Source organism: Arthrobacter sp. DNA4, from assembly GCF_024362385.1.
Classification (GTDB): domain Bacteria; phylum Actinomycetota; class Actinomycetes; order Actinomycetales; family Micrococcaceae; genus Arthrobacter.
The window spans coordinates 1,421,449-1,446,544 of sequence record NZ_CP101466.1 but is presented as its reverse complement, the minus strand read 5'-3'; the positions used below and the strand labels follow the sequence as shown (position 1 = coordinate 1,446,544).

The following is a 25,096-nucleotide window of genomic DNA, read 5'->3' as shown; positions in this document are numbered from 1 at the left end:
TCCCCCGGTAGATCTAGGCTCTTTGCCTGCAGTAAGCGTCACGGGACCCCGGGCACCACAACGATACCGCTATACGCCAACAAATGGACAAATTACTTCAGCGGGCTTGCGCGGCAGCCGAAGCCTGCTTACTAGTCGAGGACCAGGCCCTTGCCCCGGCCGCGCGTGAGGCGGACGGGATTGATCTCACCAAAGCCGCGCACGTTTTCCGGCTCCTGGGGAATCAGGACGAACCGCTCGTCGTGCTCCAGGGCGGAGGCGGTCATGGAGTCCACCAGCACCGTGCCCGGATCCGCAAGGGTGGTCAGGCGCGCTGCGAGATTGACAGTGGGACCGTAGATGTCGCCCAGGCGGGACAGGATCCTGCCCCACACCATGGCCACCCGGGCTTCGGGGAGGATCTCATCCTCGGTGAAGGCCTCGGCGAGCGCCAGGGAGATCTCGGCACCGGCTGCCGGGGTTTCGGCGATGTACAGGACTTCATCACCCACCGTCTTGACCAGCCGGCCGCCGCCGACGGAGATGATCTCTGCGCACTTGTTCTCGAAGCGCTGGACCAGGCGGGCGAGCGTCTTCTCGTTCATCCGGCGGGACAGGCTGGTGTAGGAGACCAGGTCAGCGAAACCCACGGCGCGGGCCAGGGGCAACGGAGCGTCATCCTCGTCGCCTTCACGGCCTTCCTCGCTGGCCTGCAGACCGGCTTCGGCCCGGACCGCGAGCCGCTGAACCCCGGCGTTGAGCTGGCGGCGCCAGGAATAGACCAGCACTTCCTCCAGCGCGTCCACCAGCGCGGGCAGTTCGTTGACCAGGCGCTTGCGGGCCACGGCATCCGTGACGCCCTGCTCGTGGACCATGTCCTCCACCAGCGCTTCGATCTGCCAGACCACCATGCGGTCGGTCATTTGGCCGATGGAGCGGGTCACCGAAATGGCGGCTTCCTCCGTGAGCTTGCCGGCGCGGACCAGGTCCACCACCGTGGACAGGGCTGCCTGGTCACGTTCGGTGAACGCGACGTCCTCGTCGCCGAAATTCGGGAATCCAAGGGCACGCCAAAGTTTGCGGGCAGAGAGGAGGGACAGCCCAGCGCCGGCAGCAACTTCACGACGGCGGAGCTTGCGTTCACCACCCAGCAGCCGGGCTTCGAGCGCCTTCATGGCCAGGCGCTCGGCGGACATGGCACCTGTGGGCGGGTGCCGGTCGACGGCGGGCATTTCCGCGGGGGAATCCGGGCCTGCCAATGACGCGCCGGCGTGGTAGTCGTCGGAAGCAGGCTCGACGGCGGCGGTTCCGGTCGGGATGCGCTCGACGCGTTCCTGCTGGGCCTCATCGGTCATCCCGTCCACCTTCTCTCATGTCCTCCGGAAAAGCACCGGCGGGGTAATACGTCGCGCCACCCGGCTGGGTCCCGCTGTCGTCCGGCAGTTCCCCGATGGCGTCGAGGATAAAGTCGCGGAACCGGGCGACCTCGGGCACGTCGCGAAAGGTCACCATGCCCTGGTGCCCGGTTTCCAAGGATATATTCCCTGAGCGCACCAGTCGCTGCAGCAGCGATTCATGGACTGTCAGGTTGCGCACCGACGCCAGGTTCACCTGCTGGTCCCGCCGGTTCAGCAGGCCGTACCGGGCCACCATCCGCTGGCTGGTCAGGGTGTAGCGGGTGCCTTGCCAACGCAGCAGGCGGGGCAGGCAATAGCCCAGCCAGACGGCTGCGGCGGCGAGGACGCAGGCGGTCACGAGCCATGGCGTCCACTGGCGGCCGAGGGCCGGCGCCACACGGGCTGCGCCGCCGCGGATGACCCAGGCGCTGGCGAAGGCGGCAAGTGCAGGCGCCAGGACAAAGGCCACCGCGGCTCCGGCGAGCTTCCTCGGCTGCGGGCGGGTAGTGACGATGACCTGCTCCCCTGGCACGAGGGTTTTACGCATACCCACCCTGGTTTGGCGCGTCCGGGGATGTCCAGGGCCGCAGGTGCACCACGTCACCGGCAGTGACCACGTGCTCGTGCGAGTCCCGGTCCACCACCAACAGGGAGCCATAGTCATCCAGCCGGGATGCATGCCCAATGATTTCGTGGTCGCCGGGCAGCTGTGCGCGCACCTGCTTTCCCAGGGTGACCATGACGGCCTCAACCCTTTTGTGCAGCGAAGGGCCCCCCGCCATGCCTGCCGTCGGGTCGCCGTCGGCGTTGCAGAAACTGCGGTACAGGACCGCGAAGTGGGACAGGTAGCTTTTCAGCAGCGCGGTGCGGTCGGTGGTGCGGGCACCTTCGATGACCACGGACGTGGCAGTGGGAACCGGAAGTTCGCTTTCGCGCAGCGTGACGTTCAGCCCGGTCCCCAGGATGACGGGGGGCACGCTGCCGTCCACCATGGGGCCCAGCTGGGCCAGGATGCCGGCGATTTTCCTGCCGCGCACCAGGACATCGTTGGGCCATTTGAGCTCAGCCGGGAGGCCGGCCGTTTCCAGCAGCGTTTCACGCAGCGCCAGGGCTGCGATGAGGGACAGCCAGGAGTAGCTCTGGGTGGGGAGGGGCCTGCCCTCCGCGTTGACGGGACGCAGCACCACGGAGACAGACACCGAGCTCAGCGGGGGCGCCTCCCACCGCCTGTCCAGGCGTCCCCGTGCGGCTGTCTGGTACTCCGCCGTCAGGACGGAGAGGTCCGGCCATGCCCCAGGGTCCACCGTGACACCGCGCAGGAGGTCGGCGTTGGTGGAGCCGGTGGAGTCCACGACGTCGATCCGGGGGATCCCCGTGGCGGCGAGGAAACGCTGGTCGGCCAGGTCCCCTCGGTTCAGGGGGGAACCCGGTGCATGTGCGTCATCCATAGCTAGATCCTACCGAGCCGGGCCGGGTCCTACCCAGCCACCTGCCCTCGCGGAACAGGCCGTCCGGGCACCGCAGGGGGCCTGCTAAAGGAAGATGTCGGGAACCAGCCGGTCTTCCGGTGCCCCCAGGCTGTAGGGGCGGAAGTCGGTCACACCCGCGGCGGCGAGGACCTGCTCATCCGTGTAGAAGTTGCCCGACGGCGGCGCGCCCGCGGCGAGGTTGCTTCCGGTCAGGACGGCGTGGGCGGCGTCGGCCATGATCTGCGGGCCGCGGGCGGCAAGCACCATGGTGTCGCCGTGGGGCATGTTGCGGATGGCCGCCGTGTCGATCAGGGTGCACGGCCACAGTGAGTTGACCCTGATCCCGTCAGCCTTCAGTTCCTCGGCCAGGCCCAGGGTGGTCAGGCTCATCCCGTATTTGGCCATGGTGTAGGCAAGGTGCTTTCCAGCCCAGGAGGGGTGGAGGTTCAGCGGCGGCGAGAGCGTCAGGATGTGTCCCTGTTCGGAGGCACGGAGCGCCGGGAGCGCCAGCTTGGACAGCAGGAAGGTGCCGCGGACGTTGATGTCCTGCATGAGGTCGTACTTCTTCATGTCCACGGCGTCCGTGGTGGAGAGGTCAATGGCGGAGGCGTTGTTGATGACGATGTCGATGCCGCCGAACCGGTCCATGGCTGCGGCCACGGCGCCGGCCACGTCTTCGTCCCTGCGCACGTCGCCCACCAGGGGCAACGCCTGGCCTCCGGCCGCCTCCAGCTCCTTGGCAGCCGTATACACGGTGCCCGCCAGCTTGGGGTGCGGCTCCCCCGTCTTGGCAAGGAGGACGATATTGGCGCCGTCCCGGGCCGCCCTCAGGGCGATGGCCAGGCCGATCCCGCGGCTGCCGCCGGACAGCAGGATGGTCCGGCCCGCCAGGGAGCCGGCGGCCCGGTACGGGCTTTCGGAGGCATGCAAAGCATCGTCGCTTGAAGTCATGGGAACACTGTAGCCCAACTATGTTACCGGCGAGTAACATTGCGATCGGGTTGCTCGAGCCGCAGAAAATTGTAGGTTCCCTACAGCCGTCGGCGCCCAAACCGTCACTAGACTTGCCAGCAGGGTTGGTCTTTTGTGTGGATGCTACTTAAAGCGCCGGACAACACGGGCCGCCAGCCGACAGAACTGACCTGCTACAGAGCCGGAGACACTTGATGAGCCACGATCTGACAACGACAGCGGGAAAGATTGCCGATTTCCGCGACCGCCAGGCGCGCGCCGAACAGCCTTCCGGCCCCGAAGCCATCGAAAAGCAGCACGCCCGCGGCAAGAACACCGCCCGCGAGCGCATCGCCCTGCTGCTGGACGAGGACTCGTTTGTTGAGTTTGACGCCCTGGCCGTGCACCGCTCCACCGCCTTTGGCATGGAAAAGAAGAAACCGCTGGGCGATGGCCTGGTGTCCGGCTACGGCACCGTGGACGGACGCCTGGTGGCGGTCTACAGCCAGGACTTCACCGTCTATGGCGGATCGCTGAGCCAGGTCAACGGCGAAAAGATCGTCAAGGTCCAGGAGTTCGCGCTCCGCAACGGCTGCCCGGTCGTGGGCATCCTGGACGGCGGCGGCGCCCGCATCCAGGAAGGCGTGGCCTCGCTGGCCATGTTCGCGGACATCTTCCGGAACAACGTCCATGCCAGCGGCGTGGTGCCGCAGATCTCGCTCATCATGGGCCCGTCCGCCGGCGGCGCCGCCTACTCCCCCGCCCTCACCGACTACGTGGTGATGGTGGACAAGACCTCGCACATGTTCATCACCGGCCCCGACGTCATCAAGACCGTCACCGGCGAGGACGTGGACATGGAAACCCTTGGCGGCGCCCGGCAGCACAACGCCACCACCGGCACCTCCACCTACCTGGCCTCGGACGAGACCGATGCCATTGAGTTCGTGCGCGAACTGCTGGACTTCCTCCCGTCGAACAACCTGGCAGAGGCACCCGTCCTGGGGCACCAGCAGGAGTTGGAGACCGACGACGACGACCTCGCCCTGGACACGCTGGTTCCGGATTCAGCCAACCAGCCCTACGACATGCGCACAGTGGTGGAGCAGATTGTGGACGACGGGCACTTCCTGGAGATGCAGGCCCTGTATGCGCCCAACGTGATGATCGGCTACGGCCGGGTGGAGGGCCACACGGTAGGCATCGTGGCCAACCAGCCCCTCCAGTTCGCCGGCACCCTGGACATCGCCGCATCGGAAAAGGCGGCCCGCTTCGTGCGCCACTGCGACGCCTTCAACATCCCCATCATCACCCTCGTGGATGTCCCCGGCTTCCTGCCCGGCAAGGACCAGGAGTTCCAGGGCATCATCCGCCGCGGCGCGAAACTTCTCTATGCCTACGCCGAGGCCACCGTCCCCAAGCTCACCGTCATCACCCGCAAGGCCTACGGCGGCGCCTACATTGTCATGGGTTCCAAGAAACTCGGTGCCGACCTTAACCTGGCCTGGCCCACGGCGCAGATCGGCGTGATGGGCGCGCAGGGTGCGGTGAACATCCTCTACCGCCGCGACCTCGCAGCCGTGGCCGAGGACGGCGGCGACGTCGAGGCGCGCCGTGCCCAAGTGATCCAGCAGTACGAGGAAGAACTCCTCAACCCCTACCAGGCCGCTGAGCTGGGCTACGTGGACGCCGTCATCGCCCCTTCAGACACCCGCATCCAGATCATCAAGGGACTGCGCGCCCTGCGGGACAAGAGGGCCAGCCTCCCCGCCAAGAAGCACGGGAACATCCCGCTGTGACGGCGTCTCCCGAAGCCCCGGAACCCCAGGCCGAACCCCTGCTCTCTGTGGTCAAAGGGCAGCCGAGCGCCGAGGAGCTGGCCGCGCTGGCCGCCGTCGTCCTTTCCCTCAGCGGGGAAAGCCCGGCACCGGCCAGGACCGCCAGCGTGCGGCACTGGGTGCGGAGGCAGCAGCTGCGGCTCGCCCCCACGCCCGGACCGGGAGCATGGAGACGCAGCCAGGGCTGAGCCTCGCCACCGGGTAGGCTCGGGATGTGACTACCGACACTGCACCCGCCACGCGCCCGCATACCCGGATCGACGATGTCGCGGACAACTACACCGACACCCTGATCAGGCTCAATCCGACCTTTGCCACCACCCTTGGCCTGGCGGGACATGAGACGGAATACCAGGACTTCTCCCCTGCCGGCATCGCCGGGTTCGCCGAGGCGGCACGGGATGCCCTCGTTGCGCTGGAAGGCCTGGAGCCGGAGGACGACGTGGACGCCGTCACCTTGGACGCCATGCAGGAGCGGTTGGGCCTGCAGCTGCTGATCCATGCCTCCGGGTGGGAGTATGCGGACCTGAACAACATTGCCTCCCCGGCCCAGGACATCCGCGCCATCTTTGACCTCATGCCCACCGAAACCGAACAGGACTGGGAGCACATCGCCGGGCGCGCACACAACGTGCCGGCTGCCATCAGCGGCTACACCGAGTCCCTGCTCATGGCCAGGGATGCGGGCAAGGTCGCCGCTGCCCGCCAGGTGCGCATCGTCATCGAACAGGTGAGCAAGTACGCCGCCGGGGACGGCTTCTTCGCAAAGCTGGCCGCGGGTGCCGCCACGGCTGCGGGGCCGCTGCCCACGGCCCTGCAGGAGAAGCTCGACGCCGGTGCTGACGCTGCCCGCCGGGCCTACACCGGCCTGGCGGAATTCCTGCGCACCGAACTGCTCCCCGCCGCTCCCGAAAAGGATGCCGTGGGCAGGGCCCGCTACGCACTGGCCTCCCGATCCTTCCTGGGCGCAGAGGTGGACCTGGAGGAAACGTACGCGTGGGGCGTCCAGGAACTCGACCGCCTCATCGCGGAGCAGGAACAGGTCGCAGCCGCCATCAAGGCCGGCGCCACCATTGCCGAAGCCAAGGAAATCCTCAACAACGACCCCGCACGGCAACTGAAGGGCACGGAGGCGCTCCGGGAATGGATGCAGGACCTCTCCGACAAGGCCGTGGCCGAACTCGCCGGCGTGCACTTCGACATCCCCGAGGTGATGAAGACACTTGAGTGCCGGATTGCCCCCACCGACGAGGGCGGCATCTATTACACCGGCCCGTCCGACGACTTCAGCCGGCCCGGCCGCATGTGGTGGTCCGTTCCCGCAGGCGAGGACACCTTCACCACCTGGGCCGAAACCACCACCGTGTACCACGAGGGTGTCCCGGGCCACCACCTCCAGGTGGCCACCGCCACCTACCGGCGCGAACTGCTCAACAAGTGGCGCCGGAACGTCTGCTGGACCTCCGGCCACGGCGAGGGCTGGGCCCTCTACGCCGAGAAGCTCATGCAGGAGCTGGGCTACCTGAACGATCCCGGCGACCATATGGGAATGCTGGACATGCAGCGCATGCGGGCAGCCCGCGTGGTCTTCGATATCGGCGTGCACCTCGAACTCGAGATGCCCGAACGCTGGGGAACCGGCACCTGGACCGCGGACAAGGGCTACGGATTCCTCAAGGAAAACCTCCCCATCAGCGAAGGCCAGCTCAACTTCGAGTTCACCCGCTACCTTGGCTGGCCGGGCCAGGCCCCCTCCTACAAAGTTGGCCAGCGGCTCTGGGAACAGATCCGTGCGGAGCTCGAATCACGGCCCGGGTTCGACCTGAAGGAGTTCCACACCAGGGCCCTCAACATCGGCTCTGTTGGACTCGATACCCTGCGGCGGGCGCTGCTGAGCTGACAGTCCACCCTCCGGCCGGATCCCTGGCGGGTGGACCATGCCCACGGCAATTGGTGGACAGCGCCCACGGCAATCAATAAGCTTGCTTACTAAATTGCCGTGGCGCATTGCCGAATGAGCAGGGAGACGATGTTGACGAACCTCCAAGGGACGCCGGCTGAGACGGGGGTGCATGGCGAACTTCGCCAGGACACGTCCGTGGGTGGCAAGGACCTCACCAGATGGGACACCCGGGCAGGCCGGCGCCTGGTGGGAGTGGTCCACCGCCTCAGCCAGGTACTGGGCCCGCACGGCGCACTGATCCTGACGCTGCTGGTGGGGGCGGTCATTTCCGCCGCCTTGACCGCCGCGTTCAGCGAGGTCTATGAAGCGGTAGTGGCCGCCGACGGGGTGGCGGGACTTGACCACCCGATATTGGCGGCCAGCAAGGACCTCCGCACCCCCGCCCTGGATGTGGCTGTCACAGCATTCACCGATGTTGGCGGGACCATCGGCATGCCGGTCCTCGCCATCGCCATCATGGCGGCGCTCGCGTTGCGTCGCCGCTCCTGGACCCCCGTCATCCTGATCGTCACCGCGGGCTTGGGTTCACTGCTGATGACCATCGCCGGCAAGCGCCTGGTGGGACGAACGCGGCCGGACCTCAGCGACGCCGTACCGCCCTACGAACACTCGGCATCGTTTCCCAGTGGGCACTCACTGAACGCGGTGGTGATTGCGGGCATCGTGGCGTACCTCATCATCCTGCGGCTCCACTCGAACCGCGCCCGCATCATCACCGCCGCAGCGGCAGCCCTCTTCGCCGTTGCGATCGGCCTGAGCAGGGTCTTCCTGGGCCATCACTGGCTCACCGATGTGCTGGCCGCCTGGGCACTGGGTGCTGCCTGGCTGGCGATCGTGATCACCGCCCACCGCCTCTACCTGACGGTCAGGAAGCACCACGAACCACGAGACGTTAAGCACACCCCTGCCGGGAATAAGTAACAAATGCCGCCGCTCGCCTTGATTCTTCGGGGATTTCCCACTGAGGCCCCGATCCGGCGTGCGTAATATTTCTCAATATTGGTTCGACGTGATATTGGCGGAGGTCTAGCTTGTTCTGGTGAGCACTCAGACAAGCACCCCCTCCCCCGCAGGGAAGACCGGATTCCAGCTCCCCAAGTGGGCGGGTTCCTTCGGCTTCCAGATCATCGCCGCCCTCATTGTGGGTCTTGGCCTCGGCCTGCTGGCAAAGTACACCGGCAGCACCAAGGCCAACCCCAGCGCCCTCGGCGCCACGCTGCAGACCATCGGCTCAAGCTATGTGTCGCTGCTGCAGACCGCCGTTGTTCCGCTGATCTTCACCGCCGTGGTCAGTTCCATCTCCAACCTGCGGCAGGTATCCAACGCCGCCCGGCTGGCGTGGAACACGCTCCTGTGGTTTGCCATCACGTCGCTGATCGCGGTGCTGATCGGCATGGGCCTGGGCGTGCTGCTGCAGCCCGGCGCCAACACCGGCATCTCCGGAGACGCCAAGTACACCGGCAAGTCCGGTGACTGGTGGGCCTTCCTCGTAGGCCTCTTCCCCAAAAACTTCCTCGGCCTGGGCGCCAGCTCCACCGTCGCCGATTCCGGCGCCGTCACCACGTCGGTCAGCTTCAACGTCCTGCAGATCCTGGTCATCGCCATCGCCGTGGGCGTCGCCGCACTCAAGGTGGGCAAGGCCGCAGAGCCGTTCCTCACCCTCAACGCATCAGCCCTTGCCGTGATCCAGAAGGTGCTGTGGTGGATCATCCGCATCGCGCCGCTGGGCACCATCGGCCTCATCGGCAACGCCGTCGCCGTCTACGGCTGGGACACCATCGGCTCACTGGGCAAGTTCACCGTGGCCATCTACGCGGGCCTGGTCCTGGTGCTGTTCGTGGTCTACCCCATCCTGATCCGCAGCCACGGACTGTCCATCAAGCAGTACTTCTCCGGCGTATGGCCTGCCGTGCAGCTGGCCTTCGTGTCCCGTTCCTCCGTGGGAACCCTGCCGCTGACCCAGCGCGTGACCGAGCGCAGCCTGGGCGTGCCCCGCGCTTACGCCTCGTTCGCCGTGCCGCTGGGCGCCACCACCAAGATGGACGGCTGCGCAGCCATCTACCCCGCCATCTCGGCGATCTTCGTGGCCCAGTTCTTCGGAATCCACCTGGACTTCAGCCAGTACCTGCTGATCGCCCTGGTCTCCGTTCTTGGCTCCGCCGCCACGGCCGGCACCACCGGCGCCGTGGTGATGCTCACGCTGACGCTCTCCACGCTGGGACTGCCGCTGGCCGGCGTCGGACTCCTCCTTGCCATCGACCCCATCCTGGACATGGGCCGCACCGCGGTCAACGTCGCAGGCCAGGCGCTGGTGCCCACCATCGTGGCCAAGCGCCAGGGCATCCTGGACGAGTCGCTGTACAACGCCCCCCGCAACGGCACGCCCTTTGTTGAGGAAGAAACAGGCAGCGATGCCGCCGCCGGCGGATCCGCCACGGACGGTACCAGCGCCGACACCGCACCCCGCGAACTGCAGGATGCAAAGGCATAACGCGCCCCAGCAATGAAAGGCGTCCCCGGGAGAACCTCCCGGGGACGCCTTTCATGTTTAAGGGCTATGCCTCGGCCAGTCACCGGCCGCCAGCAGTCAGCGGCCGCCGCCGCCAATCACCCCGTTCTGGACCGCTTTGGTCACCGCGTCGGCTTCCGCCTGCGTCAGCTTTCCATCCGCCACGGCCTTGTCCAGGCGGGTCTTGAGCGCGGCGGCGTGCTCGGACTGCTCCTCGCTGCGGATCTCATGGAGGGCGGCCGTCACCTTCGCCTCATCCATGCCCAGCGACTCAGCCAGGGACTTGGCGAGCGCGGCCTCGCGCGCGGCGGGGTCCGGCTTCTGGCCGTCGGCGGGCGTAGTGGCGGGCTTGTTGGCGTCGCGGAAAGCCTTCAGCGCGTCAGTCACCTTGGCTTCGTCCACATTAAGTTTCGCTGCCAGCGCGGACGCCTGCTCCATGCCGCGGCCGCCGCGGCCGCCGTGCCTGCCCATGCCGTCGTGGCCGGTGCCGGTACTGCCGTCAGTGGAGGCACTGGAACTTGCACTCGGCGCGGGAGTGGGAGTTGTGGTGGTGGCAGAGGCCATGCCGGCCACGCCGATTCCTGCGCCGAGCGCCAGCGCCGCGGCTGACAGGCCCAGGGTCATCTTCTTCGTGCGTGTCATTTCTTGTCTCCTGATTCGCCGTCGCCTGACGGCTTCTGGTGATACGCCTCGTGGCGGGACATTCCAAGCATCTGCGACCAGGTTCAGCAGAGGCTGTTGGGAACCTTTCGTTCTCCTGTGAATCGGAGGCACCACGCACCCCAGCCTCCGCGCAGGATAACTTGCATGCAGTGCAAACTTGCACGTAGTGTAAGGGCGTGCCAAGCCCCTTTTCCCCGCCCGACGCAACCCAGGACGCCGGGTCCGCCGCCCCTTCCCGGCGCGAGCTGAACAAGGCCGCCACCCGCCAAGCCATCACCGATGCCGCCCTGGGACTCCTGCGTTCCAAGGGCCCCGGCAACTTCACGGTGGAGGACATCGCCGATGCCGCTGGAATTTCGCGGCGCACTTTCTTCAACTACTTCAGCAGCACTGACGCCGCCCTGGCGTCCATCGTCCACGGATTCCTGGACAACGCCATCCAGCAACTGCGCCTGCGCCCGTCCGACGAACCCATGCTTGAGTCGGCCCAGGCCGCACTGGTGGCCCTCGCCGATCCCAAGGCCATCGCGCCCCTGGCCGAATTGTTCACGCTGACCCAGCAGAGCCCGCTGATGTCACACACGGAACTGGAGGCGTGGGACCACTGCCGGGCCCAGGTCTTCACCGTGGCCCGCGAACGCCTCGCCGGCACCCCCGGTGAGCGGGACGAACTGTATGTCCATGCCCTGACCGGCTCCATCATCTCCTGCGGAAAAGCCGCCATGGAAGTCTGGTTCAGCCGGCGCGGTCCGGACCTGTCACCCGCCTCCCTGGCGGAACTCCGCCAATTGCTTATTGATGCCATGGCCCTGCTGGGCGCCGGCTTCACCACCACTGCTTTCCCATCCGCCACCCGTTCCTCCTGATCAGATCGGTCCTCCCGCATGGCGCTCCTCCTCTACCGCCTCGGCAAGTTCTCCTACCGCCGGCGCTGGCTTGTCATCTCCCTCTGGCTTGCCGTGCTGGTCGCCGTTGGCGGTTCCGCCGCGGTCTTCCATGGCACGCTGTCCAACAACTTCCAGATCCCGGGCACCGAGACCCAGCGGATCGCGGACAAGCTCAAGCAGGATTTGCCGGCGGCCTCGGGCGGAAGCGCCACGATTGTCTTCGAAGCCCCCGGGGGCGGGTTTACGGCTGAGAGCCGTGCGGCCGTCACGGATGCGCTGAAGAAACTCCAGACCATTCCCGAGGTCCGCGGCACGGTGGACCCGTTCGCCACCCAGGCCCAGGTGGACCAGGCCGGCAAAGCCATAACCGACGGCGAACAGCAGCTGGCGGCCGGCCTGGCGCAGCTTGACGCCTCCCGGACGCAGCTGGAGGCCGGCAAGGCACAGCTCGCGGCGGCCGAGCAGCAACTCACCGCGGCAGGGGCGCCGGCAGCAGTGATCGAGGCCCGGCTGGGCCAGCAGAAAGCGGCGCTGGCGGCAGGCCAGGCCAAGCTCGACGCCGGCACCCAGGAACTGGAGGCCAACAAGGCCAAGCTGGAACTCGGCAAGCGCCAGGCCCAGGCGGCGTCCGCCATCCGCTTCGTTTCGGAGGACAACAAGGCCGCGGTGGCACAGGTGCAGTTCAACACCTCCATCAACGGGCTCGCCCCGGCGGTGCGCAAGCAGGTCCAGGAGATCGCCCACGGGACCGCCTCGGCCGGCGTCACGGCCCTGGCCAGCAAGGAAATCACCGAGGACATCTCGGCTCTGTTCGGCACGGCGGAGATCGTCGGCATCGCCGTCGCAGCGCTGGTCCTGATCCTCATGCTGGGCACCCTGATCGCCGCCGGACTGCCGCTGCTGATGGCCATCATCGGCGTCGGCGTGGGCGTCGGCATCACCTTTGCCCTCTCAGGCCTCTTCGACATGAGCTCCATTTCCCCCATGCTGGCCCTCATGCTGGGCCTCGCCGTCGGCATCGACTATTCACTGTTCATCGTCAACCGGCACCGGACACAGCTCCTGACCGGCATGGACCCTGAGGAGTCCGTAGCCCGGGCCAACGGCACGTCCGGCAACGCCGTGGTCTTCGCCGGCCTTACCGTGATCATCGCCCTTGCCGCCCTGGTGGTCCCGGGACTGCCGTTCCTCACCGTCATGGGGCTTGCCGCCGCGGGAACCGTGGCCGTGGCGGTGCTCGTTGCCATCACGCTGACCCCCGCCATGCTGTCCCTGATCGGCCGCCGCATCATCTCCAAGCGGGCCTGGGCCAAGTCCGAGGCGCACAACGCCGAACCGGACCATGAGGCAGCCGACCTCGCCACCGATCGCGAACGCAGCACCCACGGGTGGGGCGGCCTGGTCACCAAGCACCCCTGGGTGGCACTGACCGCCGGCATCCTCCTGCTGGGCACCCTGGCCCTGCCCGCCACCCAGCTCCAGCTGGCCCTGCCCGACGGCGGGTCCGAACCCGTGGAGTCCGAGGCCTACCAGGCCTACGACCTGACCGCCCGCAGCTTCGGCGAAGGCGTCACCGGACCGATCGTGGCCGTGGGCGAGTTCCCGGCGAACCTGGACGCGGCCCAGGCGCAGAAGCTGCAGTTCGACATCGCGGACAAGCTCCGGGCCGTGGACAACGTGGTCGCCGCCGTACCGGTGGCGCTCAGCGAGGACCGCCGGACCGCCGTCTTCCAGGTCATCCCCAAGGAAGGCCCGGCCAGCGCCAGCACCGTCAAGGTGGTCTCCGAACTCCGGGGCCTGAACGGCGAGATCAAGGCCGACTACGACGTTGCCATGGGCCTGACCGGCCAAACCGCCGGCAACGTGGATGTCTCCACCAAGCTCGGTGACGCCCTGCCGCCCTACCTGGCGATCGTCGTCGGACTCTCCCTGGTCCTGCTCCTGCTGGTGTTCCGCTCCATCGTGGTCCCGCTGCTGGCCACGGGCGGCTTCCTGCTGTCCCTGTCGGCCGCCTTCGGCGCCGTGGTGGCTGTCTACCAATGGGGCTGGCTGGGGCACGTCTTCGACGTGGCCAACCCCGGCGCCGTGCTGAGCTTCCTGCCCATCATCCTGATCGGTGTGCTGTTCGGCCTGGCCATGGACTACCAGGTGTTCATCGCCTCCGGCATGCGCGAGGCCTACATGCACGGGTCATCCGCCAAGGAAGCGGTGCGGGTGGGCTTCCGGCACGCAGCCGCCGTGGTCACCGCCGCCGCGATCATCATGGTCAGCGTGTTCTCCGGCTTCATCTTCAGCCACCTCACCATGGTCCGGCCGCTGGGCTTCGCGATGGCCTTCGGCGTCCTGTTCGACGCCTTCGTGGTGCGCATGACCATCGTCCCGGCCGTCATGTACCTGCTGGGCGCCAAGTCCTGGTGGCTGCCGCGCTGGCTGGACCGGATCCTGCCGGACGTGGACGTGGAGGGCGCCAAGCTCAACCGCGGCCAGGCCGCACCGGCTCCGGGCGAGCTGGTCCACTAGGCTGAAACCGTGCTCCATCTGATCCTCGCCTCCCAGTCCCCCGCCCGCACCAAGCTCCTGGCGGAGGCCGGCATCCGGCACACCGTGCTGGTCTCCGACGTCGACGAAGCGGCCGTCCAGGCGCAGTACGGCGTCACGGACCCGCACGACACCGCGCTGCTGCTGGCCCGCGCCAAGGCCGAAGCCGTCGCCGCGCTGCCGGAGGCGGAGGGTGCGCTGGTGCTGGGCTGCGACTCCGTTTTCGAGTTCGACGGCGAAGCGCACGGCAAGCCCTACACCGCCGACGTCGCGCGCGAACGGATGCTCCGCATGAGCGGCAGCGCGGGGGTGCTGCACACGGGGCACTGGCTGGTGGACTGCAGGGACACGGACGACGACGACGGCGCCGGCCGCGGTTCGGGCGCCACGCTCGGGGCGGTCGCCTCAGCCGAGGTTTCCTTCCTGGATATGGCCCCGGAGGAGATCGACGCCTACATCGCCACCGGCGAGCCGCTGCACTGCGCCGGATCCTTCACCATCGACGGCCTGGGCGGGGCCTTTATCCGGAAGGTCGACGGCGACCCGCACGCCGTCGTTGGCCTGTCCGTTTCCACGCTGCGCGGCCTGCTCGCTGCTGCCAACGTTCGCATCACGGACCTCTGGCCGCCGCGGTAAAGCAGCTCCTTTTGGGCACCACTTGTAGCTTCCCTACAAAGGCAGGCCGGTTTACACGCGGATTCCGCAAGTAATATCGGCGGAACCTCCAAAACCGCGCTAGGCTCCCTGAAGGAAAGAAGGAGACGCCTTGTCAGCAAATTTGGAGCAGTCCGCAGGAACCACGCAGCCCAGCCTCACAAAGGTGCTGATCGCCAACCGCGGCGAAATCGCCGTGCGGATCATCCGGGCGGCCCGGGACGAAGGCATCGCCTCCGTGGCTGTCTACGCTGACCCGGACCGGGATGCGCTGCACGTCCGGCTCGCTGACGAGGCCTACGCCCTGGGCGGGACCACCGCTGCCGAGTCGTATCTGGTCATGGACAAGATCATTGACGCCGCCCGCCAGTCCGGCGCCGACGCCATCCACCCCGGCTACGGCTTCCTGGCTGAGAACGCCGAGTTCGCCGCCAAGGTGATTGCCGCGGGCATCACCTGGATCGGCCCCTCCCCCGAGGCCATCTCCGCCCTGGGCGACAAGGTCCGCGCCCGGCACATCGCCGAAAAGGTGGGCGCTCCCCTGGTTCCCGGCACCGCAGACCCCGTCGAATCCGCTGAGGAAGTCCTGGAGTTCGTGGACCGGCACGGCCTGCCGGTAGCCATCAAGGCGGCCTTCGGCGGCGGCGGCCGCGGCATCAAGGTAGCCCGCACCCGCGAGGAAATCCCCGAACTCTACGAATCTGCGGTCCGCGAGGCAACCGCCGCCTTCGGCCGCGGTGAATGCTTCATCGAGCGCTTCCTGGACGCTCCCCGGCACGTGGAAACCCAGTGCCTGGCCGACGCCCACGGCAACGTGGTGGTGGTGTCCACCCGCGACTGCTCGCTCCAGCGGCGCAACCAGAAACTCGTCGAGGAAGCTCCGGCACCCTTCCTTACCGAAGACCAGAACCGCCGCCTCTACGAATCCTCCAAGGCGATCCTGAAGGAGGCTACTACCTGGGCGCCACCTGCGAATTCCTGGTGGGCCAGGACGGGACCATTTCCTTCCTCGAGGTCAACACCCGCCTGCAGGTGGAGCACTGCGTCTCCGAGGAAGTCACCGGCATCGACCTGGTCCGCGAGCAGTTCCGCCTGGCCCGCGGCGAGGAACTGGGCTACGGCGATCCCGAGGTGCGCGGACACTCCATCGAATTCCGCATCACCGGCGAGGACCCGGGCCGCAACTTCCTGCCCGCCCCCGGCACGCTCCGCGTCCTGAAAAACCCCACCGGTCCCGGCGTCCGCGTCGATTCCGGCGTGGAACAGGGCGATGTCATCAGCGGGAACTTCGATTCCATGCTCTCCAAGCTCATCATCACCGGTGCCAGCCGCCCGCAGGCGCTGCAGCGCGCCCGCCGCGCCCTGGAGGAAATGGTGGTGGAGGGCATCCCCACCGTCATCCCGTTCGACCTCGCGGTCGTCACGGACCCCGCCTTCGCACCCGCTGAGGGGCCCTTCACGGTCCACACGCGCTGGATCGAAACCGAGTTCACCAACAACCTGCCGGCCTGGACCCCGGACACCCCCGCTGACGGCGAGGGCGCCGCCGAGGAGCGCCAGCGCGTCGTGGTGGAGGTGGGCGGCAAGCGCCTCGAGGTAGTCCTCCCCGCGTCCCTGGGCACCCCGGGAACGGCCTCGGCCGCCGCCGGCAAGCCGGGCAAGTCCAAGAAACGCTCCCGCTCCGCCGGCCCGGCCGCAGCCACCGGCAACGCACTGACCTCCCCCATGCAGGGCACCATCGTGAAGGTGGCCGTGACGCACGGCGATGTGGTCACTGAAGGCGACCTTGTGGTGGTCCTCGAGGCCATGAAGATGGAGCAGCCCCTCACCGCGCACCGGTCCGGCACCATCACGGGACTGACCGCAACTGCCGGCGAAACGGTGTCCGCGGGCGCCATCATCGCCACCATCGAAGACTAGAAAGCGGCACACGCAGCCATGCTCGCACCAAGTTTCCAGGAAGAAGTGGACCGCTACCACCAGGCGGTCCCCGAGATCACCCGGGGAAATCCGGCGCCGATCAAGGACCTGTACTCCCGGCTGGACGACGTCACCCTGGCCAACCCGTTCGGCGGCATAGCCCGCGGCTGGGCCCAGGTGGAGGCGCGGCTGGACCAGGCCGCGCGGCAGTTCCGCGACGGCGAGATGCTGGGCTTCGACACCGTCACCTCCTACACGGCCCGCGACACCGCTTACCTGGTGGAGACCGAACACTTCCGGGCACGGCTGGACACCGCCGCCACCACGGAGGAGTTCGCGCTCCGCGTGACCAGCATCTTCCGCCGCGAGGAGGGCTACTGGAAGCTGGTGCACCGCCACGCGGACCCCGCCGCCCGGCCGCAGTCCCGCCGCTCACTCACGCAGCCCCCGGCCTAAGCCGGCTGCCCCGCCGGCCTGCGGGTGCCTGGTGGGGCCTGCTGCCGGCAGGGTGCCCGCGGCGGGAATGCTGGCAGGCGGCGCCGGCAGGATGCAGACTTAGCACATGCTGCCTTTCCTGCTCCTGGCCTCCCGCGCGGAAGACGCCGCCGCTGAGGACGAGTATGCCGCGTACCTGAGGTACGGCGGGCTGGAGGAGCGGGAGCTGCACCGGATCCGGCTCGAAGCCGCTCCCCTGCCCCCGCTGGACCTCTCCAAATACTCCGGCGTCATCGTGGGCGGCAGCCCGTTCACGTCCAGCGACCCCGCGGAGCACAAGAGCACGGTCCAGCACCGGGTGGAGAAGGAGCTGGCCGCACTGCTGGACCAGCTGGTGGCCCGCGACTTCCCGTTCCTTGGCGCCTGTTACGGGGTCGGAACCCTCGGGAGCCACCAGGGCGCCGTGATCGACCGGACCTATGGCGAGCCCCTCGGGGCGGTGGAAGTGGAGCTGACCCGCGAAGGCCTGCAGGACCCCATCCTGCAGGGCATGCCCCAACGCTTCACCGCGCTGACCGGACACAAGGAGGCCGTCAGCTCGCTTCCCCCGCACGCCGTCCTCCTGGCACGGGCAGCCACCTGCCCGGTGCACATGTTCCGCATCAGGACCAACCTCTACGCCACCCAGTTCCATCCTGAACTGGACGCCGACGGGCTGGTGACGCGGATCGATATCTACCGGGACGCCGGGTACTTTCCACCGGAATCCGCCGAGGAGCTCATGGCGGCAGCACGGCGGTTCACCGTCACCGAGCCCATGGCGGTGCTGAAGAACTTCGTGGCCCGCTACGCCCGCTGAAAACGGCAATGCCCGGCGTGCCGAAAGGCAGCACCGGGCATTGGGGCAAACGAAGCGTCAGGCGACGTTGTTCTCGTAGTCCAGGTCGCGGGTCTCACGGGTGAGGAACAGCGCGATCAGGGTCAGCACAGCCATGGATGTCAGGTAGATGCCTACCAGCAGCGGGCTGCCCTTGGCAGCTTCCCACAGGGCGACGGCGATGAACGGGGCCACCGCGGCACCCAGGATGCTGGAGAAGTTGTAGCTGATGGCCGAGCCGGTGTAGCGGACGTTCGTGGGGAACAGTTCCGGCAGCAGCGCACCCATGGGGCCGAAGGTGAGGCCCATGAGGGAGAACCCGAGGATCAGCAGGCCCATGGTGCCCACGAAGCCGCCGCTGAACAGCGGGACGAACAGCAGGCCGAAGACGAAGATGCCGGCGGTGACGGCCATGAGCATCTTGCGGCGGCCGTACTTCTCGGCCAGCGGTCCGGAGACCAGGGTGAAGATGCCGAAGAAGACGACGCCGGCAATCAGCATCCAGAGGAAATCGTTGCGGCTGTAGCCAAGGCCCGGAACGAACGCGGCGGCAGCGGCCTCGGACATGGGCTTGCCGGCCTTTTCGGCTGCGGCCTTGGCGCCCTCCAGGGTGGGCTTGGTGCCGTAGGTCAGCGTGAACGTGGTCATCAGGTAGAACAGCACGTACGTGGCCAGCATGATGAAGGTGCCCAGGATCAGCTGGCGCCAGCTGGACTTGAAGACCCGGCCCAGCGGAAGCTTGGCTACCTCGTTGGATTCCACCACCTTGGTGAAGGCCGGGGTTTCGATCAGCTTGAGCCGGACGTAGAGGCCCAGGATCACCATGACGGCGCTGAGCAGGAACGGGACGCGCCAGCCCCAGGCCTGGAAGGCTTCCGGGGTCAGGGTGTAGCTGGCCACCAGGAAGATGACGTTGGCAATGATGAAGCCGATGGGGGCACCGAGCTGCGGGAAGGTGCCGTAAATGGCGCGCTTGTTGGCGGGGGCGTTCTCCGTGGCCAGCAGGGCCGCGCCGCTCCATTCGCCGCCGAGGGCCAGGCCCTGGGCGAAGCGCATGACCACCAGCATGACCGGCGCCCAGAACTCCCAGCCCGGAACCAGCGCCGTGGGGAGGCAGCCGATGAGGAAGGTTGCGATGCCCATGGTCAGCAGCGACGCCACCAGGGTTCCCTTGCGGCCGAACTTGTCGCCGAAGTGCCCGAAGACGATCGAGCCGAGGGGGCGGGCAATGAAGGCCACGCCGAAGACGGCGAAGGAGCTCAGCAGCTGGGTGGTTTCGTTCGCTCCCGGGAAGAAGAGCTTCGGGAACACGAGCACGGCGGCCGTGGCATAGACGTAGAAGTCGTAGAACTCCACTGTGGTGCCGATCAGGCTGGCCACGATGACGCGGCCGCGGGAGTTCACCGGCTGGTGCGAACCAGGCACCTTGGTGGTATCGGTGGATGACATGGGTAAACGCTTTCGTGAGACCGGCCGGGCGCAGGGCAGTGCTGCCTTCCGGCGCGAATAGTTAGAGTTCGATCTTACTTCGCCGCGTCCAGTCAATGGACGAAACGTCCACGATGCGGACACGTGTTGTGCATCTCATATTCCGGCCGCCAACGCCGCCTCACGCCGTATGGCGGACCCGGATAGGCAAAAGTCACAGCGCGTTAACAAACATCGACTGTCCGCGAAACGCGCCGTCCCTACCTTGGAGGAACAACATCCCCTGAAGGAGGTAACCCGTGACTGTTGACCGCACCGTTGATGCCGTATCCGCCAGCGCACAGCCCGGCCCTACCCGCACTACCGACGCCCCTGCCCTTGAATTCCGCCCCGGCCGCTGGATCGCCAACTGGGATGCCGAGAACAAGGAACAGTGGGAGGCCGCAGGCCGGGCCATCGCCCGCCGCAACCTGAACTGGTCCATCTTCGCCGAGTTCCTCGGCTTCGTCGTCTGGCAGCTGTGGTCCATCGTGGTGGTCCAGCTTCCCGCCGCAGGCTTCACCTTCTCCACTTCGGAAATCTTCTGGCTCATCTCCATGCCAAGCCTGGTGGGCGCCACCCTCCGCATCCCCTACACCTTCATGGTCCCCCGCTTCGGCGGCCGCAACTGGACCATCGTCTCCGCCCTGCTGCTCCTGATCCCCTCCACCGGGCTGGCCCTCTGCGTCTCCAACCCGGACACACCGTTCGGTGTGATGCTCCTGGTGGCCGCCCTCGCCGGGTTCGGCGGCGGCAACTTCGCCAGCTCAATGGCCAACATCACGTTCTTCTACCCGGCCAGGGAAAAAGGCTGGGCGCTGGGACTGAACGCCGCGGGCGGAAACCTGGGCGCCGCCGTCGCACAGCTTGCCGTTCCCATCGTCATCACCCTGCTTGCCGCGGGCACCGTCAACCTTCCCATGACCGGCTGGATGTGGGTCCCCTTCATCCTGCTGGCCGCGTTCGGTGCCTTCAAGTACATGAACAACCTCACCAGCGCCAAGGGTGACGTGGCCGGTTCGGTCGCTGCACTGAAGGAACCGCACCTGTGGATCATGGCGCTGCTGTACATCGGCACCTTCGGCTCCTTCATCGGCTTCGCCGGCGTTTTTCCCAAGCTGATCAAGGACTACTTCCCCGCGTTCTCCTCCATTGGAGTGGGAACCGTGGCCCTGTCCCTGGCCTTCCTCGGCCCCCTGGTGGGTTCGCTGGCCCGTCCCTACGGCGGCCGCATGGCGGACCGCATGGGCGGGGCCCGGATGACCGTGTCGGCCTTCGCCGCGATGGCCGTGATCACCCTGACCATGATCTGGACCCTGCCGCTGAAGAACTTCCTGCTCTTCCTGGTTCTCTTCCTGATGCTGTTCACTGCCAGCGGCTTCGGCAACGGGGCCACGTACCGGATGATTCCGGTCATCTTCGCCACCTCCAGCCGGGCCGCCCGCAACGGTGCAAACCCGGTGGCCACCCAGCGGCTCGCCTCCTCGGCCCTCGGCCTGATCTCCGCGATCGGCGCTTACGGCGGCTTCGTCATTCCCCAGGTGCTCAATGCCTCCAGCACCGCCAGCGGCTCCTACACCCCGGCCTTCTACGGATTCGTCGGTGCTTACGTCCTGATGCTGGTGGTCTGCTGGACCTGCTACATCCGCAACGCCGGCCGGAACGCGATGGGACACGTCTAACATGACCAAAAGCGCCGACACGCACTGCCCTTACTGCGCCCTGCAGTGCGCCATGACGCTCACGTCCCCGGCGGACCTGGCCCCGGCTTCGCAGCCGGGGCCAGGGCCCGCTCCTGCACCTGCCGGCTCCAAGGTATACCCCGTCCTGGACGTGGTAAGCCGGGACTTCCCCACCAACCGCGGCGGCCTGTGCCGCAAGGGCTGGACCTCGGCCACGCTCCTGAACCACGCGGGCAGGATCACCGAGCCTCTCCTCAAAGGTGCTGACGGCATCCACCGGCCCATCGGCTGGGACCAGGCCCTGGACCTCGCCGCTGCGGCAGTGAAAGACGCCCGCGCCCGGTACGGTGCGGACGCCGTCGGCGTTTTCGGCGGCGGCGGGCTCACCAATGAAAAGGCCTACCAGCTGGGCAAGTTCGCCCGGCTGGCGCTGGGCACCTCCCGGATCGACTACAACGGCAGGTTCTGCATGTCCTCCGCGGCCGCAGCGGGAATGCGCGCCTTCGGCGTGGACCGCGGGCTGCCTTTCCCGCTCGAGGCCCTGGACACCGCCAGCACCATCCTGATGCTCGGCTCCAACGTTGCCGAGACCATGCCGCCGTTCGTCCAGCACCTGCAGGGAGCCCGCGATGCCGGCGGACTGGTTGTGGTCGATCCCCGCCGCTCCGCCACCGCGGCCTTCACGGCCGACGGCGCCGGCCTCCACCTCCAGCCCCTTCCCGGCACCGACCTCACCCTGCTGCTGGGCCTTTCGCACGTGGTCATCCACGAGGACCTGGTGGACACCGCCTACCTCCGGGAACGCACCTCGGGCTACAGCGCCGTCGTCCGCAGCGTGAACTCCTTCTGGCCCGAACGCGTCCAGTCCCTGACCGGCGTCCCCGCGGAGCTGATCCGTGAAACCGCACGCCTGCTCGCCGCCGGCGCCCGCAAGGGCGGCAGCTACATCCTCACCGGCCGCGGCGTGGAACAGCACGTGGACGGCACGGACACCGCCACCGCGGCCATCAACCTCAGCCTCCTGCTGGGCCTGCCCGGCTCCGCCCGCAGCGGCTACGGCACCCTCACCGGCCAAGGCAACGGCCAGGGCGGCCGCGAGCACGGCCAGAAAGCCGACCAGCTGCCCGGCTACCGCAAGATCACCGACCCCGCCGCCCGCGCGCACGTCGCCGCGGTCTGGGGCGTCCCCGAGGACCTGATCCCCGGCCCCGGCCTGCCCGCCGTCCAGCTGCTGAAATCGCTGGGAAAGCCCGACGGCGTCCGGTGCCTTTTCGTGCATGCCTCCAACATTGCGGTGGCGGCACCTGACGCCAACGCCGTGATCGAGGGGCTGCGGAGCCTGGACTTCCTGGTGGTCTGCGACTTCTTCCTGTCCGAGACCGCCGCGGAAGCGGACCTGATCCTTCCCGTGCTCCAGTGGGCCGAGGAGGAAGGCACCCTGACCAACCTGGAAGGCCGCGTCCTGCGCCGCCGACGCGCCATCTCCCCTCCCGCCGGCGCCCGCAGCGAGCTCTGGATCATGGCCCGCCTGGCGGAGCGGCTGGATGCCCCTTCCACCTACAGCGACGATCCGGAGACCGTCTTCGAGGAACTCCGCCTGGCGTCCGCGGGCGGCCTGGCCGATTACTCCGGCATCGATTACGCCATGCTGGACCGCGGCGAGGCCGCCTACTGGCCGTACCCGGCCGGCAGCACCGGGACGCCGCGGCTGTTCCGGGACGGCTTCGCCCACCCCGACGGCAAGGCGGCCATGGTCCCGGTGGTACCGCGCCGCCGCCGTACTCCCGCAGCTGAAGCCGCCGGGCACGCAACAGCCCCCGCCGGCACAGCCATGACCCTCATCACCGGCCGCCTCCTGGAGCACTACCAGTCCGGGGCCCAGACCCGCCGGGTCGCCGAGCTCGCCGCCGCCCAGCCCGAGGCCAGGGTGCAGATCCACCCGGCGGCAGCCGAAGCCATGGGCATCGCCGCCGGAACGCTGGTATCGGTGTCCAACGGGCGCGGCGAGGTGGTGTGCCGGGCCGAGCACAGCACCGCGATCCGCCCGGAGACGGTGTTCCTGCCCTTCCACTTTCCCGGGGCCGAAAGCGCCAACCGGCTGACGGAAGCCGCGACCGATCCGGTATCCGGGATGCCCGAGTTCAAGTTCAACACCGTTTGGGTCCGGCCCGTGGCCGCACCCGAATCCGCCCGCATGCTTCAAACGACGGAGGCCTCATGAGCGAGCAGATTGTCATTGTGGGATTCGGTCCAGTGGCCGCCCGGCTGGTGGACGAGCTCCTGCCCGCCGTGCGCAACGGACACGTCCGGCTCACGGTGCTGGGCGAGGAAGCCGAGGCTGCCTACAACCGCGTCCTGGTTGCCGATCTCGGCGTCGGCCGGACCACCGCTGACGCACTTGCCCTCGCCGACAGCGCCGAACTGGTTGCAGAGGGAGTGGATGTCCGGCTGGGCGTCCGGGCCAGGCGCGTGGACCGGGCGCGGCAGCAGGTGGTTCTCTCGGACGGCGCGTCCGTGCACTACGACCGGCTGGTGTTTGCCACCGGATCCAGGCCGGTGATCCCCAACCTTACCGGCATCAATCCTGACCCGTCCTCCCCCGTGCTGCCCACCGGCGTCACGGCACTGCGGGACCTCCGCGACGCCCGGGTGTTGCGGCAGGCGGTGGCCGGCGGCAAGCGCGTGGTGGTCCTGGGCGGAGGCGTCCTGGGCCTGGAAACCGCATTGGCCGCCGCTGAGGAAGGTGCCACGGTCACCGTGGTCCACAACGGCCCGCACCCGCTGGGCCGCAGCATCGACCGCGGCGGCGGGGCGGTCCTGGCCGCAGGGCTGCGCCGCTGTGGCGTCCGGGTGACCGGCAACGCCCGGTCCACCGGCGTTGAGCACAACGCGCCCGACGGCGGGTTCTCGGCTTTGCTGCTGGATGACGGATCGGCGATCGACGGCGACCTCCTGGTCATCTCCTGCGGCGTACGTCCCCGGACCGAGCTGGCCGAAGGCTGCGGCCTCTCCACCGGCGCCGGCATCCTGGTGGACCACAGGCTGCGGGCGCACCACGAGCCGCACATCTTTGCCATGGGCGACTGCGCCGAAGTCCGTTGCCCGGATCCGGGCTGCGCCACGTGCCGGAACGCCTCCGGACCGTCCGGGCTGGTGGGTCCGGGCTGGCGGCAGGCCGAATGGCTGGCCGGCTACCTCACCCTGTTGGCCGAAGGGGCGGAAGCGGACGCAGAAGTGCTGCCTGCGCTGCCGCCGGAACAGCCCGGCGTCGTGGTCCTGAAGGCCCGGGGCATGAACATGGCCGTGGCCGGGGACAACGCTGCCGAGCCGTGGGACGAGGAAGCCCTCACGGCCGGTGCGGTCAACGGAAGGCCTCGCCTGCAGGTGTCGCAGTGGGCCGATCCGGAGCACGGCCGGTACGTCAAGATGACCACCCGGGGCGGTGTGCTGGAAGGCCTGGTGGCGGTGGGCATGCCCCGGACCGCGGCCGAACTCGTGGGGCTTTTTGAACGGGGCGCTGAGCTGCCCGCGGACCGGTCACTGCTGCTGCGACTGGATGGACCGGACCAGCTGCCCGGGGCCGGGGCTGCCGACCCCGCCGGCACCGTCTGCCGGTGTGCGGGGGTCAGCGGGGCGACGATCACGGCGGCGGCCTCTGACGGCTGCTCCACGGTGGCCGAGGTTTCCAGGGCCACCCGCGCCGGCACTGGGTGCGGTGGCTGCCATGAGGACATCAAGGGCCTGATCGAACAGCACTTCCAGGCGGCAGCGGCATAGCGGCTGCGGGGCTTTGGCCCCTGATCCGGTGAGGGGCCTTGACGGCGGCGTCCGCGCAGCATGTGATGGACGGGACTGACCCGCGCGCCC

19 protein-coding genes and 1 pseudogene are annotated in these 25,096 nt (G+C 68.0%); 14 read left to right on the top strand and 6 right to left on the bottom strand.

Annotation, left to right across the window (positions count from 1 at the left end; all coding sequences use genetic code 11):
• Positions 1-131 precede the first annotated feature (131 nt).
• From NMQ03_RS06735 to NMQ03_RS06720, 4 genes are all read right to left on the bottom strand, one after another.
• Positions 132-1,334 carry an adenylate/guanylate cyclase domain-containing protein gene (locus NMQ03_RS06735; protein WP_255174941.1) on the bottom strand — a complete coding sequence of 401 codons (1,203 nt, stop codon included), beginning with the start codon at positions 1,332-1,334 and terminating at the stop codon, positions 132-134.
• On the bottom strand, positions 1,324-1,923 hold the full coding sequence (locus tag NMQ03_RS06730; protein WP_255174940.1) for a PH domain-containing protein: 600 nt from the start codon (positions 1,921-1,923) through the stop codon (positions 1,324-1,326). Before NMQ03_RS06730 ends, NMQ03_RS06735 begins: the two co-directional genes overlap by 11 nt.
• On the bottom strand, positions 1,916-2,824 hold the full coding sequence (locus NMQ03_RS06725; protein ID WP_255174939.1) for a biotin--[acetyl-CoA-carboxylase] ligase: 909 nt from the start codon (positions 2,822-2,824) through the stop codon (positions 1,916-1,918). The genes NMQ03_RS06730 and NMQ03_RS06725 overlap by 8 nt, the downstream gene beginning before the upstream one ends.
• Before the next feature lie 84 nt (positions 2,825-2,908).
• On the bottom strand, positions 2,909-3,796 hold the full coding sequence (locus NMQ03_RS06720) for an NAD(P)-dependent oxidoreductase (RefSeq protein ID WP_255174938.1): 888 nt from the start codon (positions 3,794-3,796) through the stop codon (positions 2,909-2,911).
• A 215-nt stretch (positions 3,797-4,011) separates the two neighbouring features.
• On the opposite strand from NMQ03_RS06720, the gene NMQ03_RS06715 reads away from it, so the two are divergent.
• The 5 genes from NMQ03_RS06715 to NMQ03_RS06695 all read left to right on the top strand — a co-directional run bounded on the left by NMQ03_RS06715 (position 4,012) and on the right by NMQ03_RS06695 (position 10,088).
• Entirely contained in the window at positions 4,012-5,595 is a 1,584-nt protein-coding gene (locus NMQ03_RS06715) for an acyl-CoA carboxylase subunit beta (protein WP_255174937.1), read from the top strand.
• Positions 5,592-5,822 (top strand): acyl-CoA carboxylase epsilon subunit, encoded by a 231-nt coding sequence (locus tag NMQ03_RS06710; RefSeq protein ID WP_255174936.1) that lies wholly within the window; start codon positions 5,592-5,594, stop codon positions 5,820-5,822. The genes NMQ03_RS06715 and NMQ03_RS06710 overlap by 4 nt, the downstream gene beginning before the upstream one ends.
• A 26-nt stretch (positions 5,823-5,848) precedes the next feature.
• The gene (locus NMQ03_RS06705; RefSeq protein ID WP_255174935.1) at positions 5,849-7,534 is read left to right on the top strand and encodes a DUF885 domain-containing protein; all 1,686 of its coding nucleotides are present in this window, start codon (positions 5,849-5,851) and stop codon (positions 7,532-7,534) included.
• A 129-nt stretch (positions 7,535-7,663) separates the two neighbouring features.
• The gene (locus NMQ03_RS06700; RefSeq protein WP_255174934.1) at positions 7,664-8,518 is read left to right on the top strand and encodes a phosphatase PAP2 family protein; all 855 of its coding nucleotides are present in this window, start codon (positions 7,664-7,666) and stop codon (positions 8,516-8,518) included.
• A gap of 118 nt (positions 8,519-8,636) precedes the next feature.
• Positions 8,637-10,088 (top strand): dicarboxylate/amino acid:cation symporter, encoded by a 1,452-nt coding sequence (locus tag NMQ03_RS06695; protein WP_255174933.1) that lies wholly within the window; start codon positions 8,637-8,639, stop codon positions 10,086-10,088.
• Positions 10,089-10,184: 96 nt separating this feature from the next.
• On the opposite strand, the gene NMQ03_RS06690 is transcribed toward NMQ03_RS06695, so the two are convergent.
• The gene (locus NMQ03_RS06690) at positions 10,185-10,748 is read right to left on the bottom strand and encodes a hypothetical protein (RefSeq protein ID WP_255174932.1); all 564 of its coding nucleotides are present in this window, start codon (positions 10,746-10,748) and stop codon (positions 10,185-10,187) included.
• Positions 10,749-10,945: 197 nt separating this feature from the next.
• On the opposite strand from NMQ03_RS06690, the gene NMQ03_RS06685 reads away from it, so the two are divergent.
• The 6 genes and pseudogenes from NMQ03_RS06685 to NMQ03_RS06660 all read left to right on the top strand — a co-directional run bounded on the left by NMQ03_RS06685 (position 10,946) and on the right by NMQ03_RS06660 (position 18,062).
• Positions 10,946-11,635, top strand: coding sequence for a TetR/AcrR family transcriptional regulator (locus NMQ03_RS06685; protein WP_255174931.1), 690 nt, complete (start codon positions 10,946-10,948; stop codon positions 11,633-11,635).
• Between the two features lie 18 nt (positions 11,636-11,653).
• Positions 11,654-14,176, top strand: a complete 2,523-nt coding sequence (locus NMQ03_RS06680) for an MMPL family transporter (protein WP_255174930.1) — start codon at positions 11,654-11,656, stop codon at positions 14,174-14,176.
• 9 nt (positions 14,177-14,185) lie between these two features.
• Positions 14,186-14,830: a nucleoside triphosphate pyrophosphatase gene (locus NMQ03_RS06675; protein ID WP_255174929.1), complete on the top strand. Its 645-nt coding sequence runs from the start codon at positions 14,186-14,188 to the stop codon at positions 14,828-14,830.
• A gap of 142 nt (positions 14,831-14,972) precedes the next feature.
• Positions 14,973-16,768 (top strand): annotated as a pseudogene (locus NMQ03_RS06670) (biotin carboxylase N-terminal domain-containing protein).
• An 18-nt stretch (positions 16,769-16,786) separates the two neighbouring features.
• Positions 16,787-17,224, top strand: coding sequence for a nuclear transport factor 2 family protein (locus NMQ03_RS06665; RefSeq protein WP_255174928.1), 438 nt, complete (start codon positions 16,787-16,789; stop codon positions 17,222-17,224).
• A gap of 106 nt (positions 17,225-17,330) precedes the next feature.
• The gene (locus tag NMQ03_RS06660; RefSeq protein ID WP_255174927.1) at positions 17,331-18,062 is read left to right on the top strand and encodes a glutamine amidotransferase; all 732 of its coding nucleotides are present in this window, start codon (positions 17,331-17,333) and stop codon (positions 18,060-18,062) included.
• Between the two features lie 57 nt (positions 18,063-18,119).
• Here NMQ03_RS06660 and NMQ03_RS06655 read toward each other — a convergent pair whose 3' ends face one another.
• A complete protein-coding gene (locus tag NMQ03_RS06655; RefSeq protein WP_255174926.1) occupies positions 18,120-19,529 on the bottom strand; it encodes an MFS transporter in 1,410 nt (469 codons plus the stop codon).
• 278 nt (positions 19,530-19,807) lie between these two features.
• On the opposite strand from NMQ03_RS06655, the gene NMQ03_RS06650 reads away from it, so the two are divergent.
• From NMQ03_RS06650 to NMQ03_RS06640, 3 genes are read left to right on the top strand one after another with little or no spacing between them, the layout of a single operon-like run.
• Positions 19,808-21,229 carry an MFS transporter gene (locus NMQ03_RS06650; RefSeq protein WP_255174925.1) on the top strand — a complete coding sequence of 474 codons (1,422 nt, stop codon included), beginning with the start codon at positions 19,808-19,810 and terminating at the stop codon, positions 21,227-21,229.
• Between the two features lies 1 nt (position 21,230).
• Positions 21,231-23,450 carry a molybdopterin oxidoreductase family protein gene (locus tag NMQ03_RS06645; RefSeq protein ID WP_255174924.1) on the top strand — a complete coding sequence of 740 codons (2,220 nt, stop codon included), beginning with the start codon at positions 21,231-21,233 and terminating at the stop codon, positions 23,448-23,450.
• Complete coding sequence (locus tag NMQ03_RS06640; RefSeq protein WP_255174923.1) at positions 23,447-25,006, top strand: FAD-dependent oxidoreductase; 1,560 nt, start codon at positions 23,447-23,449, stop codon at positions 25,004-25,006. The genes NMQ03_RS06645 and NMQ03_RS06640 overlap by 4 nt, the downstream gene beginning before the upstream one ends.
• The last annotated feature ends 90 nt before the right edge of the window (positions 25,007-25,096 follow it).